Origin of the sequence: Undibacterium sp. Tian12W (genome assembly GCF_049339405.1) — a bacterium.
Taxonomy (GTDB): Bacteria; Pseudomonadota; Gammaproteobacteria; order Burkholderiales; family Burkholderiaceae_D; genus Undibacterium.
Genome location: NZ_JBMPPK010000019.1, coordinates 72,645 through 90,450 on the forward strand (window position 1 = coordinate 72,645; position 17,806 = coordinate 90,450).

Consider the following 17,806-nt stretch of genomic DNA (forward strand, 5'->3'; position numbering starts at 1 on the left):
AAGGATTAAGAATCAGTCAACCAGACTATTAATCTGTTCCGGTATTAGTTTACCAACTTCAGAGCGGGCATCACAGACGATGCCAGATTGCGCCAAAGCCGCAGACAATTTTTCTATCTGTTCTTGCTGTGCAGCAGCATGATCAATCAGCTTGTGAAGGACTTTGGAAATCGGGTCGTCACTGTTTTGAGTCACGCCATAAGCGGTGAACAAATGCGCAGTTTCTGAATCTGCAGAGGCGACTTCTTTTTTGATGACGTGAGCAGGATTACCAACTGCAGTACCACCAGCAGGCACAGGTTTGAGCACAACAGAATTTGAGCCTATCTTGGCACCAGTACCTATCGTAAAACCACCCAGCACCTTGGCACCAGCACCGACAATGACACCTGCTTCCAGCGTAGGATGACGCTTTGCGCCTCGCGACAAGGAAGTCCCACCCAGAGTCACGCCCTGGTAGATCGTGCAATCATCACCAATTTCTGCCGTTTCACCTATAACCACGCCAAAGCCATGGTCAATGAATACTCTGCGGCCTATGGTCGCACCGGGGTGGATTTCTATACCTGTCAATACACGGGCAATATGGGAGATGAAACGACCCAGCCATTTCAAACCACGCTTCCAGCACCATTGCGCCCAACCATGCATGAGTATCGCCTGAAAACCAGGATAACAAGTGATCACCTCCCAGGCATTACGGGCGGCAGGATCTTTCTTGATAATACTGGCTATATCTTCTCTCAGGCGGCTAAACATGAACTTTATATGGATATGACGGAGGGGAATAAGATAGTAGCGTATTTCTGAAAAAGCTGCGTCCGCTACCCAAATCACCGGGGCACCAGACGTACAGGTTTACAGAAACTATGGCTTACAGACGCTGGCGGCGGGCTTCGTACAGACAAACACCTGAAGCCACGGAGACATTCAGGCTTTCAACAGAACCGAACATGGGAACACTGACCAGCATATCGCAGGTTTCGCGGGTCAGGCGGCGCATACCCTCACCTTCAGAACCCATGACGATGGCGCAACCAACTTTGAAATCCACATCGTAGATATTTTTTTCGACTTCATCCGAGGTACCAACCAGCCAGATATCACGGTCTTTCAATTCACGCAGGGTGCGCGCAAGATTGGTGACGGTGATGTAAGGCACTGTTTCAGCAGCACCGCTGGCAACCTTGGCTGCAGTCGCATTCAAGCCCACTGCCCTGTCCTTGGGAGCGATAACTGCATGCGCACCAGCGCCGTCAGCCACGCGCAAACAGGCACCCAGGTTATGGGGGTCCGTGATGCCATCCAGCACCAGCAACAGTGGCGGGCCGTCAATCGCATCCAGCAATTCATCGAGATTGCGTGCCAGTGACAATTCACTGGCCTTGGCCACTACACCCTGATGGCGGCGTGTACCGACGATATTGCTGAGGCGCTGATCATCTGCCGGGATGATGCGCACACCAGCAGCTTTTGCTGCTTGCAAGAGGTCTTTCATACGACCATCGACGCGGGAAGAATCTACATAGATTTCTTCGACGGAAGAGGCTTCATGACGGATCCGGGAGGTCACCGCATGGAAACCAAAAATCATTTTACTTTTCATTTCATTCTTTTCTTTACATGCATTTCTTTGAGGTACTTTGAGGTACTAACGTCTTTTCTTCGCTGACTTACCGGCAGCAGCTGGTGCTTTTTTCTTTGCACTGGCAGCAGCAGGCGAAGATTTCTGGCGACGTCCACCAGAAAAACTTTCTTCTTTTACTTTCTTGGCCGGGGCAGCTTTGCCGCCTCTGCCATAATTTGCCACAACTTTTTCTTCAGGGACCAGCAGCGCTTTCTTGGCACTGGCAGCACCCTTGCGATTTTTCTCATTCGTAGCTGCACCACGAGGATCAACTAAACCTGCAGCACGTGGCGACACGGCCTGGACTATAGCCAAATCTATCTTGCGCGCATCCAGATCAACCCGGCTGACTTGCACAGTGACTTTGTCTGTCAACTGATAACGTTTGCCAGTACGTTCGCCACGCAACTCATGGCGTGCCTCGTCATACTGGAAGTAATCAGCACCCAGCTCAGTGACATGTACCAGACCTTCGATAAAAATTTCATCCAGCTGAACAAAGATACCAAACTGTGTTACACCAGTGATCATGCCGGTGAATTCTTCGCCAACCTTGTTGCGTATGAAATAGCATTTGAGCCAGGCTTCGACATCACGTGAAGCTTCATCAGCACGGCGTTCATTGGCAGAACAGTGGACACCCAACGCATCCCAGATAGTCTGTTCTTTTTCTTCCTTCTTCTTGCCTGCGGCCTTGTCAGCAATCTGCTGTTTTCTGGTGGCATTCGACACAGAAGTATTCAACAGCGTAAGGTCTATGCCCTTGGGTTCATATTTACGACCCTGCAAAATCGCCTTGATCGCCCTGTGCGTCAGCAAGTCAGGGTAACGGCGTATCGGACTGGTGAAATGGGCATAGGCGTCATAAGACAAACCAAAATGGCCGATATTATCCGGGCTGTAAACCGCTTGCTGCATGGATCGCAGCAACATGGTTTGCAAAAGCGTTGCGTCTGGCCTGCCTTTGACCTTTTTCATCAACTCGGCATAGTCTGATGCTGCCGGCTTGTCGCCACCACCAAGGAACAGACCAACTTGCTTCAGGAAATTTCTGACTTGAGTCAGTTTCTCTTTGGTCGGGCCGGCATGGATACGGTAAGTGCCTGGATGCTTGTAAGTTTCCAGTAAATTCGCGGCGCAGACATTGGCTGCCAGCATGCATTCTTCGATTAGCTTGTGCGCGTCATTACGCGTGCGTGGCAATATCTTTTCTATCTTGCCAGATGGATTGCAAACGATATAGGTTTCTGTCGTTTCAAAGTCGATGGCACCACGCACCTGGCGTGCTTTTAACAAAGACTGGAAGACTTCATACAGATGCAAGAGATGTGGTACCAGGGTCAAGCGTTTGGCGGCTTCCGGCCCTTTGGTATTTCCAAGTATGGCTGCCACTTCAGTGTAGGTGAAGCGTGCGGCAGAATGGATGACCGCAGGATAAAACTGGTAAGCCGTGACTTCACCGTCTTGCGTAATGACCATATCGCACACCAGTGTCAGGCGATCGACGTCAGGATTAAGCGAACACAGGCCATTCGACAAACGCTCTGGCAACATCGGTATTACCCTGCGCGGGAAATACACCGACGTGCTGCGCAATAGTGCTTCTTCATCCAGTACATCATTCGGGTTGACGTAGTGGCTCACATCGGCAATGGCAACGATCAGCCTGTGACCTTTGCTGCGGCCTATCTTGATTGGTTCGCAATACACTGCGTCATCAAAATCGCGGGCATCTTCACCGTCAATCGTCACCAGTGGAATGTCACGCAGATCGACGCGGTCTGTGAGATCACTGTCCCTGACTTCTGACGGCAATTTGGCAGCGGCTTTTTTTACCGCTTCAGAAAACTCATGTGGCACACCAAATTTGCGGACAGCGATTTCGATTTCCATACCAGGGTCATCGACATCACCCAGTATTTCAACGATCTTGCCAACTGGCTGTGCGTAACGGGTCGGCTGCTCAGTTAACTCGACACTGACGACCTGGCCAGCCTTGGCTTTGCCTGGTGCACCAGTCAATAAAATATCCTGGCTGAAGCGTTTGTCTTCAGGCGCGACTATCCAGACGCCGTTTTCATTCAACAGCCGTCCAATGACATGGGTATTCGCCCTGTCCAGTATCTCAAGTATGCCGCCTTCAAGACGGCCACGCCTGTCTGTGCCAACAACACGCGCCATGACGCGGTCACCGTGCAAGACCTTTTGCATTTCGCGCTCAGGCAAAAACAGGTCTTCACTGCCATCATCAGGAATCAGGAAACCATAGCCTTCGCGATGACTGCTGACTTTGCCGCTGATGAAATTATCTTGATTGGCGATGGAATAATTTCCACCTTTATCTACTTTGACTTGCCCATCTCTTTCCATCGCGTTTAATCGTCGTGTCATGCCATCTAACTCCTCAGGTTTTACTGACAACCCATCTGCAATTGCAGTAGCCGTCATTTTTGCCGTGTTAGTACGTAGAACACCCAGTATCTCTTCGCGACTGGGGATGGGGTATAAATGCTTGTTCAAATTTTGTATTTTTTCTTAAAAAAGTTAATTTGGCTCGCACCAAAATCTTATCAGGCCATAGTTTACTGTAGCAAACCTCTTTCGCCTAACAATTCTTGTATCTGCAAGGTGGCTCACCTTGACAAATGCTTCAATTAATTTATAATATTGTTCTCCGTTGCCCACGTGGCGGAATTGGTAGACGCGCATGGTTCAGGTCCATGTGCCTTCGGGTGTGGGGGTTCGAGTCCCTCCGTGGGCACCAAAATTTGAGAGCCCGCTGATGAAAATCAGCGGGCTTTTTCAATTCCACTTCGAATTTCACATTCAGCACATTCCACACATTCAGTTTTGCAAGTATAAGCAAGAAATCCCCTGACTCCGCACTTCCTGCCCAAGCTGCAGGCGACTTTCTAGCTGCCAGCACCATAATGCGAAATTTTCTCCGAAATATTTCCCCAAAGCCAGTCAAATACTCTATAATTACGCCTTCTGTTGCCCACGTGGCGGAATTGGTAGACGCGCATGGTTCAGGTCCATGTGTCTTCGGATGTGGGGGTTCGAGTCCCTCCGTGGGCACCACAAATTTGAGAGCCCGCTGATGAAAGTCAGCGGGCTTTTTCAATTCCACATTTGCCTCATTTTCTTTCCTCATTAGCGCAAACCGCGTCATATCTGCATTATTCAAATCAAATGAAGTCTGGCGGGAACAAACAAGCCCTCCCCACTCTTCCGTGAAACACGAGACACCCATCACAATAAAGCACCGGATAATCGCATAGTGTCGCCATAAAAAAACGGAAGCAAATCGCTTCCGTTTTCATGACTGCCAATTAAGCTGCGCCCTTTTTCAACCAGGCATTCAACTGATGCGGCCTGATACTGTCATACTCTTCAAAAGGCTGATGTATCCATGGATTGTTCGCCAGATGGTCCAGATAATAGTCTGGCGCCACTGATGAGCATGCCTTGTACCAGATCACGGCTGATTTTACTTCTGTCACTGCCGGGAAGTTTTCACGCAGATGCACGAGCACTTTTTCCAGGGTAACGCCGGAATCAACCAGATCATCGACGACCAAAACCCTACCTTGCAACGCACCCTTGGTCATGGAAATATACTTTCCTATATCCAGAGTACCCTGCACTGTGCCTGACTCTTCGCGATATGAACTGGTCGACAAAATCGCCAGCGGCACATCAAAAATTCTGGAGAAAATATCACCAGGACGCAAGCCACCACGGGCGAGACACAAAACTTGATCAAACTTCCAGCCAGACTCATGCACTTTCAGTGCAAGCTGCTCGATGGAACGATGGTAAGCCTCCCAAGAGACCCACAAGTCCTTGTCTGTAGATGCAGGCATATTCATATTTTTATTTTTCCTTCTTAAATAAACGGGTGCCTTAACACGATGGTTTCTTCGCGATCTGGTCCGGTAGAGACCATATCGACAGGAACACCAACCAGCTCCTGAATACGCATGATGTAATTGCGGGCATTGACTGGCAGAGCATCCATGCTTTGCGCGCCAACTGTGGTCTCAGACCAGCCCGGCATTTCTTCATAAATGGCTTCGCAGCGCGCCGCTTCTTCAGCACCAACCGGGAAGATATCAACGACTTTGCCATCGATTTTGTAGCCAGTACACAGCTTCAATGTTTCCAGACCGTCCAGCACGTCCAGCTTGGTCAGGCACATGCCAGACACGCCATTGATTTGCACAGAACGCTTCAACAGAGCTGCATCGAACCAGCCGCAACGGCGGGCACGGCCAGTCACCGTACCAAATTCATGACCAACGCTGGCCAGGTGCTTGCCTACGCCGGCATCAGTTGGCAATTCAGATGGGAATGGGCCAGAACCTACACGTGTCGTGTACGCCTTGGTGATACCCAGGATGTAATGCAACATGTTAGGACCAACACCAGAACCTGCCGCTGCATTGCCAGCCACGCAATTGCTGGAGGTAACAAAGGGGTAAGTTCCATGATCAACGTCCAGCAAACTGCCTTGCGCGCCTTCAAACAACAGGCTGGCACCGGCTTTATGTGCTGCATACAAGGCACTGGATACGTCTGCCACCATAGGGCGGATACGCGGCACATTGGCCAACGTGTCATCCAGGGTTTTCTGGAACTCGACTGCAGGCGCCTTGAGGTAATTGGTCAACACAAAATTGTGGTAATCCAGATTTTCACGCAGCTTTTCAGCAAAGCGTTCTTCATTGAGCAAATCAGCTACGCGGATCGCACGGCGGGCAACCTTGTCTTCATAGGCCGGGCCTATGCCCTTGCCTGTCGTGCCAATCTTGGCGGCACCACGGGCAATTTCACGTGCTGCATCAAGTGCAGTGTGATACGGCAAAATAACTGGGCAAGCTTCTGAAATTTTGAGACGGGAAGCAACTTCAACGCCATTTGCCTGCAGCTTGTCAATTTCACGCAAGAGGTCAGGTACAGACAAAACCACACCGTTACCGATGTAGCAAGCCGTACCAGCGCGCATGATGCCGGAAGGTATCAGTTGCAAGGCCGTTTTCTGGCCACCGATTACCAGTGTATGACCAGCATTATGGCCACCTTGAAAACGGACAACGCCCTGGGCGTGGTCCGTCAACCAATCAACGATTTTTCCCTTGCCTTCATCGCCCCACTGGGTACCGATTACGACTACGTTTTTTGCAATTTTAGTTTGTGTCATCACTCAACCTACATTTTGAAGAATCCATTTACCCGCATCGAAAGTGAGTGCGCGATTGCAATCAAATTCGTCTTGTTCGTTCTCGTGCCCTGGCAGGCTCTGAATCACGATTTCACCCTCGCCACGCAACTCTGCGATTTTTTCACGCAATGCAGGGTCACTCCCCCACGGAGCGCGAATCGCATCCTTCCTCTCAGCAGAAGGCAGCAGACGCGCCAGCTCACGCAAATCCAGGGAAAATCCAGTAGCCGGACGTGAGCGACCAAAAGCCTCGCCCACATGGTCGTAACGGCCACCACGCGCCACCGCATTTGGCAAACCAGGCACAAATACGTTAAACATCACCCCACTATGATAGTGGTAGCCACGCAAATCAGCGAGATCTATCGTGACATGGGCCGCACCTGTCAAACGCACTAAATGCTCAAGTTCGTCCAGCGCCGTTTGTATACCTTCAAATGCGGGCAATACTGCTCGTGCTTTTTGAATAATGGAAATATCGCCATATAAACCTGGCAAAGCCATCAATGCGGCACGCACTTCGGGTGAAAAATTCTGACTGAGCTTATCTATGCTAGGCAAGTCTTTGGACTCCAGCAAGGCATACAAAGTATTTTCTTCTGCCTTGGCCAGCGGATCGGCAGCCAATAAGGCGCGCAAAACTCCGACGTGACACATATCCAGCCGCACATCTTTGACATGCGCCAAGGCCAGGCAGGCTAATACCAGTTCCTGAATTTCAGCATCGGCTTCCAGGCCTGCATGACCATAAATTTCTGCGCCGATTTGCAAAGGCTCGCGCGTGGCGTGCAGGCCAGACGGCTTGGTATGCAGGACACTGCCTGCATAGCAAAGACGGGTAACGGTACGGCGGTTTAACAGATGCGCATCAATACGGGCCACTTGCGTGGTCATATCGGCACGCAGCCCCATGGTGCGGCCAGAGATTTGATCTACCAGTTTGAAGGTACGCAAATCCATATCCTGACCAGCACCGGTCAGCAAGGATTCTATGTATTCCAGCATAGGCGGCATGACCAGCTCGTAGCCATACAGTCTGAAATTGTCCAGGAGAACACGGCGCAGCTCTTCTATCTTGCGTGCTTCGGACGGCAAGATATCAGCAATATTTTCAGGTAAAAGCCAATTCGGCATGAAGAACAATCAAAAAAACAACAATTTAGTTTAGGCTATCCGACAAACAGCGATCTGCACAAAATTTGCGCAGATCGCTGTCGGTCACTACAATTATTTAGCGGGGTGCTATTTACACTTACCCCTACACCTACCCACCCTTATTACTTACCCTTTACTGCAGGAACACTGCCCCCTACTGAGGATGGGCCTTTAAAATATTTAAAGAACTCAGAATTTGGATCCACGACCAAAACATCATTCTTGCTCTTGAATGACGCAGTATACGCTTCCAGGCTGCGATAGAACTTATAAAATTCAGGACTTTGACTGTAGGCTTGCGCATAAATCTGCGATGCCTCTGCATCACCCGCGCCGCGTATTTTTTGCGCATCACGGTTAGCTTCTGCCTTGATCACCAGCCTTTGCTTGTCAGCATCAGCACGAATTTCTTCAGATTCTGCCGCACCAGTAGAACGCAAGCCATTTGCTTCACGGGTACGCTCTGCCTTCATACGGTCATATACCGAGTTATTGATCTGCTCGACATAATCCACACGCTTGAGGCGAACGTCAATAATCTCAACACCAATATGCTTGGTCTCATCAGAAACTTTTTTCTTGATGGCATCCATCACCTTACCGCGCTGAGTAGAGATCACCTCACCCACTTTACGTTTGGTTATTTCATCATTCAAGGCAGCTTTGATGATTTGCGACATTCTATCCTGCGCCCTGCGCTCTTCGCCATTAAAACTGACGAAATACAGACGTGGGTCCTTGATACGCCATTTAACATAAGAATCAACCAGAATATTTTTCTTTTCGGAGGTCACGAAACGATCTGCCGAATTGGTGTCTATAGTCAAAATACGTTTATCCAAAAACAACACATTTTGGAATGGCGGAGGCAACTTGAAGTGCAAACCTGGCTCACTGATCACAGACTTGACTTCACCCAATGCAAATACGATGGCATGTGAACGCTGATCAACGACAAAAATAGTCGAATACGCAACCAGAATTGCTGCACAGAGCGCAATAATGAAAGTAGCTAGTTTATTCATTATCTACCCTCCCTCTCACGTGTGTCGCGATTATCTTTTGATCTTCCATCCTTGCCATAACGCATTTCCACAGTAGGTATCTGCTCCACGGCCGGTGCAGTTATTTGTGCTGGTGCAGGCGATTTTGCAGCGGATTGATCTGCTTGATTAATCATCTTATCCAGAGGCAAATAAATCATATTATTGCCAGTTTTGGTATCCACCATCACTTTGCTGGTATTGGAGAATATTTGCTGCATAGCCTCCATATACAACCTGTCCCTGGTTACTGCTGGTGCTTTTTGATATTCCGTCAATACTTGCTGGAAGCGCGATGCATTACCCTGAGCATTGGCAACAACACTGGCTTTATACCCTTCTGCCTCTTGTATCATGCGGGAAGCTTCACCACGCGCTTTCGGAATCACGTCATTGGCGTAGGCTATACCTTCATTTTTCAGACGTTCTTTATCTTGCTTTGCTTTTTGAGCATCCTCAAACACCGCCTGAACTTGTTCCGGTGCCTGCACGTTTTGCATAGTTACCTGGGCGACTTGCACACCTGAACCATAAGCATCCAGGATTTTTTGCATGCCTGCATTCACATCAAGAGCGATTTTTTCACGGCCTTCATACAACACAAAATCCATGGTGCTTTTACCGACGATCTCACGCACGACAGCTTCAGCGACCTGACGTATCATCTCTTCCTGATCGCGGTTGTTATACAACCAGTCAGCAGCATTATTTAATTTATATTGAACAGCAAACTGAATATCGACAATATTTTCATCATCGGTCAGCATCAGGGATTCGCGCTCTCTGGAGCCTTTTTTGTAGCCTATCTCCACTGTTCTGACTTGCGACAGATTGACTATCTCATGTCCTTGGACAGGGTAAGGCCAACGCCAGTTAAAACCGGCAGAAGTTTGATGACTGAATTTACCAAAAGTAGTAATGACAGCGGTCTGCCCTTCTTGCACGATAAAAAAGCCGCTCGACAACCAAACCAAGGCAATTACAGCAACAATCAGGGATGCGCCAATTTTAGCGCCGGACGAATCTGGTGAAAAATTACCACCATTATTATCGCCACCATTTTGCCCGAACAGACGCCCCAGTTTCTGGGTAAAGTCTTTCCATAACTGATCAAGATCAGGTGGGCCTTCAGGTGGTTTTTTTCCATCAGGCTTATTATTATTTTGATTATTGTTTTGCGAACCACGCCCCCATTGCGGATCATTTATGGACATGGTTACACCAATTCTTTTGAGAAATGAAACAAGCATTCTGTCGCTATCCAATGAATAGTGGGTTGGACTACTGAAAATCAAAGCGGGCATCAACTGCCTCTGGCGTTGTCACTTGTGCAATACCAGACGTTTTTGCCAATGCGAATTCGGCGATAGCTTCGCGCAACAAACCTATACCTGCTCCGGTGCGGGCACTCAAAAAAACCCTCTGGATTTTATCACACTCATCCACCTCGACCGAAGGCTCAAGGCCTGCAAGATCTATCTTATTCCACACCAGTATCTGCGGTATATGATCTGCACCAATTTCCTCGAGTACCTGGTTGACCTGCTGAATCTGATCAAACCTTACCGGGCTACTTGCATCCACGACATGCAATAGTAAATCTGCATGTATGGTTTCTTCCAATGTTGCCCTGAACGCTGCAACGAGTTGATGCGGCAATTCACGTATGAAACCAACGGTATCAGAAATAACAATATTACCCGCATCACCAAGGTACAAGCGGCGGGAAGTCGTATCCAGCGTCGCAAATAATTGATTGGCGGCATAAGCACCTGCCTTGGTCATGGTGTTAAACAGGCTGGACTTGCCCGCATTGGTATAACCGACCAAAGAAACCGACAAGGTATTGCTACGGCCACGTGAACGTCTCTGGGTTTCCCTTTGCTTATGTAACTTATCGAGCTTCTGCTTGAGCATTTTGACACGCTCACCCAGCAAGCGGCGATCAGTCTCAAGCTGCGTCTCACCTGGCCCACGCAAACCTATACCACCTTTTTGTCTTTCCAGATGCGTCCAACCACGTATCAAGCGCGTGGCCAGATGTTGCAACTGAGCCAACTCCACCTGGACTTTACCTTCATGACTTTGGGCACGCTGAGCAAAAATGTCCAATATCAGACTGGTGCGGTCAACCACCCTGACCTTCAGGTGGCGCTCCAGATTTCTCTGTTGCGCCGGAGAGAGTGCATGATTAAAAATGACTATGTCTAACGCCGCATCGGCAACAGCATGTGCAATCTCATCAGCCTTGCCGCTACCGACAAAAAAAGCAGCGTCAGGGCTTGATCGTTTGCAAGTGATGGTTGTAACCGGCTCTGCTCCCGCAGATTGCGAAAGCAGAGAGAGCTCTTCCAGGCTGGCGGCAAAGTCGTCCTTACCAAAATCGACGCCGACCAAAGCGGCGCGCATGGACGGCTTTTTTATTTCATTACTCAAAAATTACTCTGCCTCTGGCTCAGTGTTGATGCTGACTGCGCGTGCTGGCACTACGGTAGAAATAGCATGCTTGTAAACCATTTGCGTCACAGTATTGCGCAGCAAAACCACATACTGGTCGAAAGATTCGATATGGCCCTGCAATTTGATGCCATTGACCAGATAAATTGATACAGGAATATGTTCTTTACGCAAAGCGTTCAGAAATGGGTCTTGTAATAATTGCCCTTTATTGCTCATAACAGCTCCATTGTGTTGTTGTGATTAGGAGTTGGGGACTACTTATCAGAATACAAGTATTCCCAGAAGTTGATTACAAAGTAATGTAATCTATTTTCATCTTAATTGCATATCTCTTGCTTAAATTTCACTGCAAAAGGAGAGCAACCAAGCATTTTCTTACATTTTGATACTTGCCTGCAGGCTTACCTGAACGAGCTTACTTCGATGACTTGTCAAATGGATTCTTGCCAGAACGCATTTCTATTCTCAAAGGAGTACCGGTCAGCGAGAAAGTCTCACGGAAATGCTTTTCAAGGTAGCGTTTATACACATCACCAACCGCTTCCAGTGCATTACCATGAATAACAATAATAGGCGGATTTTGTCCACCCTGATGGGCATATCGCAACTTGGGACGTATGGACCCTTTGCGTTTGGGCTGTTGATGCTCTACTGCTTCAATCAGGGCACGCGTCAGTTTAGGCGTGGACAAGTTGACCATCGCTGCAGCATATGCGGAGTCGATGGATTTCATAAGAGGAGCTATACCAGTCGATTTCAGCGCTGAAATAAAGTGGAATTTGGCAAACGTCAGGAAATTCAGTTTGCGCTCAATATCCAGTTTGATTTCATCACGCCTGTCGCTTTGCAAACCATCCCATTTATTAACTCCCACGACCAGGGCGCGGCCAGACTCCAGAATGAAACCGGCGATATGGGCATCCTGCTCTGAAATATCCTGTTGCGCATCCAGTAACAACAAGACTACGTTGGCTTCAGACACCGATTGCAAAGTTTTAACGACAGAAAATTTTTCTATAGCTTCAAACACTTTGCCGCGGCGACGGATACCTGCAGTATCAATCAACGAATAGTGAACGCCATCACGCTCGAATGGTATTTCTATGGAATCACGGGTGGTGCCGGGCATGTCAAAGGCAATCACCCTTTCTTCACCCAGCAGAGTATTCACCAGCGTCGATTTACCAACATTGGGACGGCCAACGATAGCGATTTTGATGCCGCGCACCTTAGATTCAGGCTCTTCGACTTCTTCAGGACGCTGGGCGAAGGCGATATCAACCATTTCTTCGACCAGGTCTGCCACACCATCACCGTGAGCAGCAGAGATCACGTAGGGATCGCCCATGCCCAGCTCGTAAAAATCTGCAGTGACTGAAGAGTATTTCATACCTTCAGCCTTATTTACGACCAGCATCACAGAACGGCCTGATTTGCGCAGGAAATCTGTGATGGTCTTGTCATGTGGTGTCAAACCCTGGCGGCCATCGACGATAAATACAACGACATCTGCTTCAGCCACAGCCTGCTTTGTCTGCTTGGCCATTTCATGCATGATGCCCTCTTTGGCGACAGGCTCAAAACCACCTGTATCAATGACCAGAAAGGGGCGTTCACCAACACGGCCTTCGCCGTAATGCCTGTCCCTGGTCAAGCCAGGTAAATCTGCGACCAAAGCGTCGCGTGAACGGGTGAGCCGATTGAACAGCGTGGATTTGCCGACGTTAGGTCGGCCTATAAGTGCGATAACCGGCTTCATTATTATTACTCGGTTGCAAGAGCAACCACTGATCCTGATTTTGTTTGAACGATCAGTTTAGCATCGACCACCAAAGGCGCTGCTAAAATCTGACTACCATCGGTAGTAACACGTCCGATGAAAGAACCATCTTCCCTTGACAGGAAGTGGACATAACCTGCGAAATCACCGACCGCAACTGCACGGTCATATGAAATTGGTGCTGACAGACGACGGTAGCTGAGCTTGTCATTACGCCAGGCACTTGCACCACCATTGCGGGCAAAGGCATTCACAGCGCCAGCGACATCAGATGCGAACACAAAGCGTTCATCAACACTGACGCCAGCATCGCTGGACAAAGGCTTGGCCCAGCGTAAAGCACCAGTAGCCACATCAAAACAAGCTACCCTGCCCTGATAAGAACTGGCGCAAATATCACCGCCAAAGATGACTGGCGCACCTGAAACGTCTGCGACGCGTTCGAGTTCGGTAGCACCTTTAGGTTCACCGACCGTTGCCTCCCAGCGCAAACCGCCATTATTCAGCGCCAGTGAAGACATACGGCCACCAGGCATGGCGACAATGGCCTGCTGCCCCTGTATCACGATGCCAGGTGCAAGGCGCAAAGTCAAAGGAGGCAATGGGCGCTCTATGGACCATTTACGTTCCCCATTAGTCAGGTCATAAGCACTGACCTTGTTGTCAATACTACGGACCACAACCAGACCCTGGCCAACTGCCGGAGCAGATAAAATCTCATTTGTACCCTGGGTTTTCCAGCGCAGCTTGCCGTCTAGGTCAAATGCCAATACCTGGCCTTTTTCACCCGCAACAGCAATAGTTGTACCATCAACACCCACACCTGCCGTCAAACGGGTACCGGCATTGATACGCCATACCGTGCGGCCTGTCGCCACTTCTATACGTGCCAGCGTGCCATCAGCCGCAGCTACATAAACATTTTGTGCATAGGCAGCAGGACTGAAGACATAGTTACCCGCAGTACCAATTGCCACTGTCCAGCTGGGTTTAATCGCCATGCTGGACTTGATCTCAGTCAAAACTGCTGGCTGATTTTTTGCGTCAGATTTAGATGAAAACGGATTCAGCGAAGACAGCGTGGAACAGCCCGTCATTGCCATGAGTACAGATGACGCAACGAGCAGTTTGGCAGAAAATTGCATGTATGATCCCCCTTATTTACTGACAACTTTAGTATCTGCCACACCACCAATGACATCCAGCTTCATTTGCAAAGCCTGACGACCTGGACTTTTATCTGCCATTTTTTCCAGCGCTGATTTATACGCGGTGCGTGCATCTTCTATCTTGTTTTGCGCTACATAGACATCGCCTTTGGCATCCAGCACATCAGCATCGAACTGTGTGGGGAAAGTACCTGACAATTGCTTCAAGGCTTCGTCATAGGCTTTTTCATCCAGCGCTATACCAGCCAGGCGTATTCTTGCCAGTGCCTTGTATTCTTCTGCCTTGGAAGTATCTGCCACCCATTGCAACTGGCTCTTGGCTGCTTTCAGATCATTTGCATCAAATGCACTCTTTGCGGCCACCAGCGCAGCCATGGGTGCATATGAAGTAGAGGCAAATTTGGCTTTCAAATCTTCCGTGACCGCCTGCACCTTCGCATTGTCTTTGGCGACAACCAATTTCTGCATTTCTTCATACAACTGTGAAGCTTGCAATGTTTGGGTGTTTTGACGCGATGACCATGCAGTCCAGCCAGCATAAGCGGCCAGGGCAACGATCAATCCCCAGGTTGCCATATTGCCGTATTTTTTCCAGGCTGCCTTGAGGTTATCTAACTGCTCTTGTTCTTCTAAATCGTATGCCATAGTGTCTTTATCTATCTATTTTATTAATGTTATTAATATTTTTAATATGGATTAATGGTGTACATGGTGATGATTTGGGTCATCACAGCAATCTGCGTCTGCACTACCGGCGATTTGATCAACCAGATAATCCACCGCAGTATCGAAAGGCACGTTAACCTGATTATTTTCAGCGTCAGCCGAGCGCAATTCCTTGATACTCACTGTATTATTATTTGCCTCATCTTCACCGATGATGACAGCATAAGCCGCACCGCTGCCGTCAGCCTTTTTCATCTGGGATTTGAAACTGCCAACGCCATTGGCAGTTGCGCAATGTAACACAACATCCAGGCCTGCATCACGCAAACGCTCACTTAATACCATTGCCTGCATTTGCGCTTCTGCCCCCTGATGTACCAGATAAGCATCGCACATTGCAGGTTGATGTACGTCGCCATTGGCTTTCATCAATTCCAGCAAGCGCTCTATACCCATGGCAAAACCGCAGGCTGGTGTTGGCTTGCCACCAAAAATACCAAACAAGGCATCATAACGGCCACCAGCACAAACTGTCCCCTGAGAACCCAGGTCATCAGTAACCCATTCAAAGACAGTGCGGTTATAGTAATCAAGACCACGCACCAGACGGGGATTGATGGTAAATATAATGCTGTTGTGACGCAAAATCTTTTGCACGCCTTCAAAGTGGGCCAGTGACTCTGCACCCAGATAGTCGAGCAATTTAGGTGCCGCATTAACCATCTCTTGCATCGCAGGATTCTTGGTGTCAAGAATACGCAAGGGATTCGTCAGCAAACGCCTTTTTGCTTCAGCATCAAGAATGTCCTGATGCTGTTCAAAATAAGCGATCAACGCGGCCTTGTGTTGGTTGCGCTCTTCTGCATCGCCAATGGAATTCAATTCCAGACGCACATTCTGCAAGCCCAGATCGTCCCAGAAACGCTGACACATCATGATCAGCTCGGCATCAATATCCGGGCCAGTGAAGCCCAGCGCCTCAGCACCCACCTGATGGAATTGACGATAACGTCCACGCTGCGGTTTTTCATGACGGAACATCGGGCCGGTATACCACAAGCGCCTTGGACCATCGTAAATGAGATTATGTTCAATCGCAGAACGTACGACACCGGCCGTACCTTCCGGGCGCAAAGTCAGCTTGTCGCCATTCATGGAGTCTTCAAAGGAATACATTTCCTTTTCGACGACATCAGTCACTTCGCCCAAACCACGCGCGAACAGATTGGTAGGTTCAACGATAGGTGTACGGACTTGCTGGAAGCCATAACTCTTCAATACAGATTGCACAGTATTTTCAAACAACTCCCACAACGGGGCGTCATCCGGCAAAAGGTCATTCATCCCTTTCACACCAGCGATTTTTTCTGCTTTTTTTATTTCCGACATGCTTGCTACCTGATTTAATTATTTGTTACGCCATGCACCGGGGCATAGTGACTCTTGACATAGTCCAGCACAATTTCCTGGAATTCTTCTGCGATACGGTCGCCGCGCAAGGTGAGCGCCTTGGCACCGTCAATAAAAACTGGTGCAGCCGGTGATTCGCCCGTACCTGGCAAACTGATACCGATGTTGGCATGCTTGGATTCACCTGGGCCATTAACAATACAGCCCATGACGGCGACATTCATATTCTCTACGCCTGGGTACTGGCTCTTCCAGACTGGCATTTGATTGCGCAGGAAACTCTGGATATCATCAGCCAGTTCCTGGAACACAGTCGAGGTAGTCCTGCCACAGCCGGGGCAGGCAATGACCATGGGTGTGAATTTTCGCAAGCCCATGGTTTGCAAAATCTCTTGACCAACGATGACCTCTTTGCAGCGATCACCGCCGGGTTCTGGCGTCAGGGATATGCGTATGGTGTCGCCTATGCCTTCCTGCATCAATACCGACAATGCTGCAGTCGAAGCCACGATGCCTTTACTACCCATGCCTGCCTCGGTCAGACCAAGATGCAAGGGATAATCGCAACGCGCTGCCAGCTCACGGTAAACCGCGATCAAGTCCTGTACACCTGAGACCTTGCAAGACAGGATAATCTTGTCACCCGCCAAACCCAATTCTTCAGCTTTTTGCGCACTCTCAATCGCAGACGTGATCAGTGCCTGATACATGACTGCCTGCACGCTCCATGGCACAAGGCGTTTGGCATTATCGTCCATGATGCGCGCCAGCAAAGCCTGATCGAGACTGCCCCAGTTAACACCGATGCGCACTGGCTTATCGTAGCGACATGCCATCTCTATCATCTGGGCAAACTGGGTATCGCGTTTGGCACCCTTACCTACATTGCCAGGATTAATCCTGTACTTGGACAAAGCTTTGGCGCAATCAGGAAAGTCATTCAGCAGCGTGTGGCCATTGTAGTGAAAATCACCTACCAACGGCACATCTATGCCCATTCTGTCCAGCTGCTCGCGTATGGCCGGCACTGCCGCCGCCGCTTCCGCATTATTGACTGTGATACGCACCAGCTCAGAACCTGCTCTGGCCAATTCCTTGATTTGAATTGCCGTGCCGATTGCATCTGCCGTATCGGTATTCGTCATGGACTGCACTACAACAGGCGCACCGCCACCCACCAGAACTTCGCGAGTGCCATAGACAACTTTGGCAGAACGGGATGCACGTCTAAGCTTGGGACCAGAACCGATTTCTGATAAAAAATCTGTCATC

General features: G+C 49.2%; 15 protein-coding genes and 2 tRNA genes. 2 read left to right on the forward strand and 15 right to left on the reverse strand.

Annotated elements, in window-relative coordinates; all coding sequences use genetic code 11:
* Positions 1-12: 12 nt before the first annotated feature.
* The 3 genes from cysE to rnr form a co-directional block, all read right to left on the reverse strand.
* Positions 13-759, reverse strand: coding sequence for a serine O-acetyltransferase (gene cysE, locus ACO0LI_RS22595; protein ID WP_423035419.1), 747 nt, complete (start codon positions 757-759; stop codon positions 13-15).
* 115 nt (positions 760-874) lie between these two features.
* On the reverse strand, positions 875-1,606 hold the full coding sequence (rlmB, locus tag ACO0LI_RS22600) for a 23S rRNA (guanosine(2251)-2'-O)-methyltransferase RlmB (RefSeq protein ID WP_162041083.1): 732 nt from the start codon (positions 1,604-1,606) through the stop codon (positions 875-877).
* A 45-nt stretch (positions 1,607-1,651) separates the two neighbouring features.
* Positions 1,652-4,147 (reverse strand): ribonuclease R, encoded by a 2,496-nt coding sequence (rnr, locus tag ACO0LI_RS22605; protein ID WP_423035421.1) that lies wholly within the window; start codon positions 4,145-4,147, stop codon positions 1,652-1,654.
* Positions 4,148-4,306: 159 nt separating this feature from the next.
* Here rnr and ACO0LI_RS22610 point away from each other — a divergent pair.
* Positions 4,307-4,391 (forward strand) — tRNA-Leu (locus tag ACO0LI_RS22610).
* Between the two features lie 232 nt (positions 4,392-4,623).
* Positions 4,624-4,708 (forward strand) — tRNA-Leu (locus ACO0LI_RS22615).
* A 251-nt stretch (positions 4,709-4,959) separates the two neighbouring features.
* On the opposite strand, the gene ACO0LI_RS22620 is transcribed toward ACO0LI_RS22615, so the two are convergent.
* The 12 genes from ACO0LI_RS22620 to ispG form a co-directional block, all read right to left on the reverse strand.
* On the reverse strand, positions 4,960-5,493 hold the full coding sequence (locus ACO0LI_RS22620) for a phosphoribosyltransferase (RefSeq protein ID WP_422951451.1): 534 nt from the start codon (positions 5,491-5,493) through the stop codon (positions 4,960-4,962).
* 23 nt (positions 5,494-5,516) lie between these two features.
* Complete coding sequence (locus tag ACO0LI_RS22625; RefSeq protein WP_110253174.1) at positions 5,517-6,830, reverse strand: adenylosuccinate synthase; 1,314 nt, start codon at positions 6,828-6,830, stop codon at positions 5,517-5,519.
* A 3-nt stretch (positions 6,831-6,833) separates the two neighbouring features.
* Positions 6,834-7,985, reverse strand: a complete 1,152-nt coding sequence (locus ACO0LI_RS22630) for an ATP phosphoribosyltransferase regulatory subunit (protein WP_422951328.1) — start codon at positions 7,983-7,985, stop codon at positions 6,834-6,836.
* 143 nt (positions 7,986-8,128) lie between these two features.
* On the reverse strand, positions 8,129-9,031 hold the full coding sequence (hflC, locus tag ACO0LI_RS22635) for a protease modulator HflC (RefSeq protein WP_422951327.1): 903 nt from the start codon (positions 9,029-9,031) through the stop codon (positions 8,129-8,131).
* Complete coding sequence (hflK, locus tag ACO0LI_RS22640) at positions 9,031-10,299, reverse strand: FtsH protease activity modulator HflK (RefSeq protein WP_422951326.1); 1,269 nt, start codon at positions 10,297-10,299, stop codon at positions 9,031-9,033. The genes hflC and hflK overlap by 1 nt, the downstream gene beginning before the upstream one ends.
* Positions 10,300-10,330: 31 nt before the next feature.
* A complete protein-coding gene (gene hflX, locus ACO0LI_RS22645; RefSeq protein WP_423035507.1) occupies positions 10,331-11,458 on the reverse strand; it encodes a GTPase HflX in 1,128 nt (375 codons plus the stop codon).
* Positions 11,459-11,488: 30 nt separating this feature from the next.
* On the reverse strand, positions 11,489-11,725 hold the full coding sequence (hfq, locus tag ACO0LI_RS22650) for an RNA chaperone Hfq (protein ID WP_162041076.1): 237 nt from the start codon (positions 11,723-11,725) through the stop codon (positions 11,489-11,491).
* Positions 11,726-11,924: 199 nt separating this feature from the next.
* Positions 11,925-13,268 (reverse strand): ribosome biogenesis GTPase Der, encoded by a 1,344-nt coding sequence (gene der / locus ACO0LI_RS22655; protein ID WP_422951325.1) that lies wholly within the window; start codon positions 13,266-13,268, stop codon positions 11,925-11,927.
* Positions 13,269-13,273: 5 nt separating this feature from the next.
* Positions 13,274-14,434 carry an outer membrane protein assembly factor BamB gene (gene bamB, locus ACO0LI_RS22660; protein ID WP_423035423.1) on the reverse strand — a complete coding sequence of 387 codons (1,161 nt, stop codon included), beginning with the start codon at positions 14,432-14,434 and terminating at the stop codon, positions 13,274-13,276.
* Positions 14,435-14,446: 12 nt separating this feature from the next.
* Positions 14,447-15,103: a YfgM family protein gene (locus tag ACO0LI_RS22665; protein WP_422951323.1), complete on the reverse strand. Its 657-nt coding sequence runs from the start codon at positions 15,101-15,103 to the stop codon at positions 14,447-14,449.
* A gap of 51 nt (positions 15,104-15,154) precedes the next feature.
* On the reverse strand, positions 15,155-16,513 hold the full coding sequence (hisS, locus tag ACO0LI_RS22670; protein WP_423035425.1) for a histidine--tRNA ligase: 1,359 nt from the start codon (positions 16,511-16,513) through the stop codon (positions 15,155-15,157).
* Between the two features lie 14 nt (positions 16,514-16,527).
* The gene (gene ispG, locus ACO0LI_RS22675; protein ID WP_423035427.1) at positions 16,528-17,805 is read right to left on the reverse strand and encodes a flavodoxin-dependent (E)-4-hydroxy-3-methylbut-2-enyl-diphosphate synthase; all 1,278 of its coding nucleotides are present in this window, start codon (positions 17,803-17,805) and stop codon (positions 16,528-16,530) included.
* Position 17,806 lies beyond the last annotated feature (1 nt).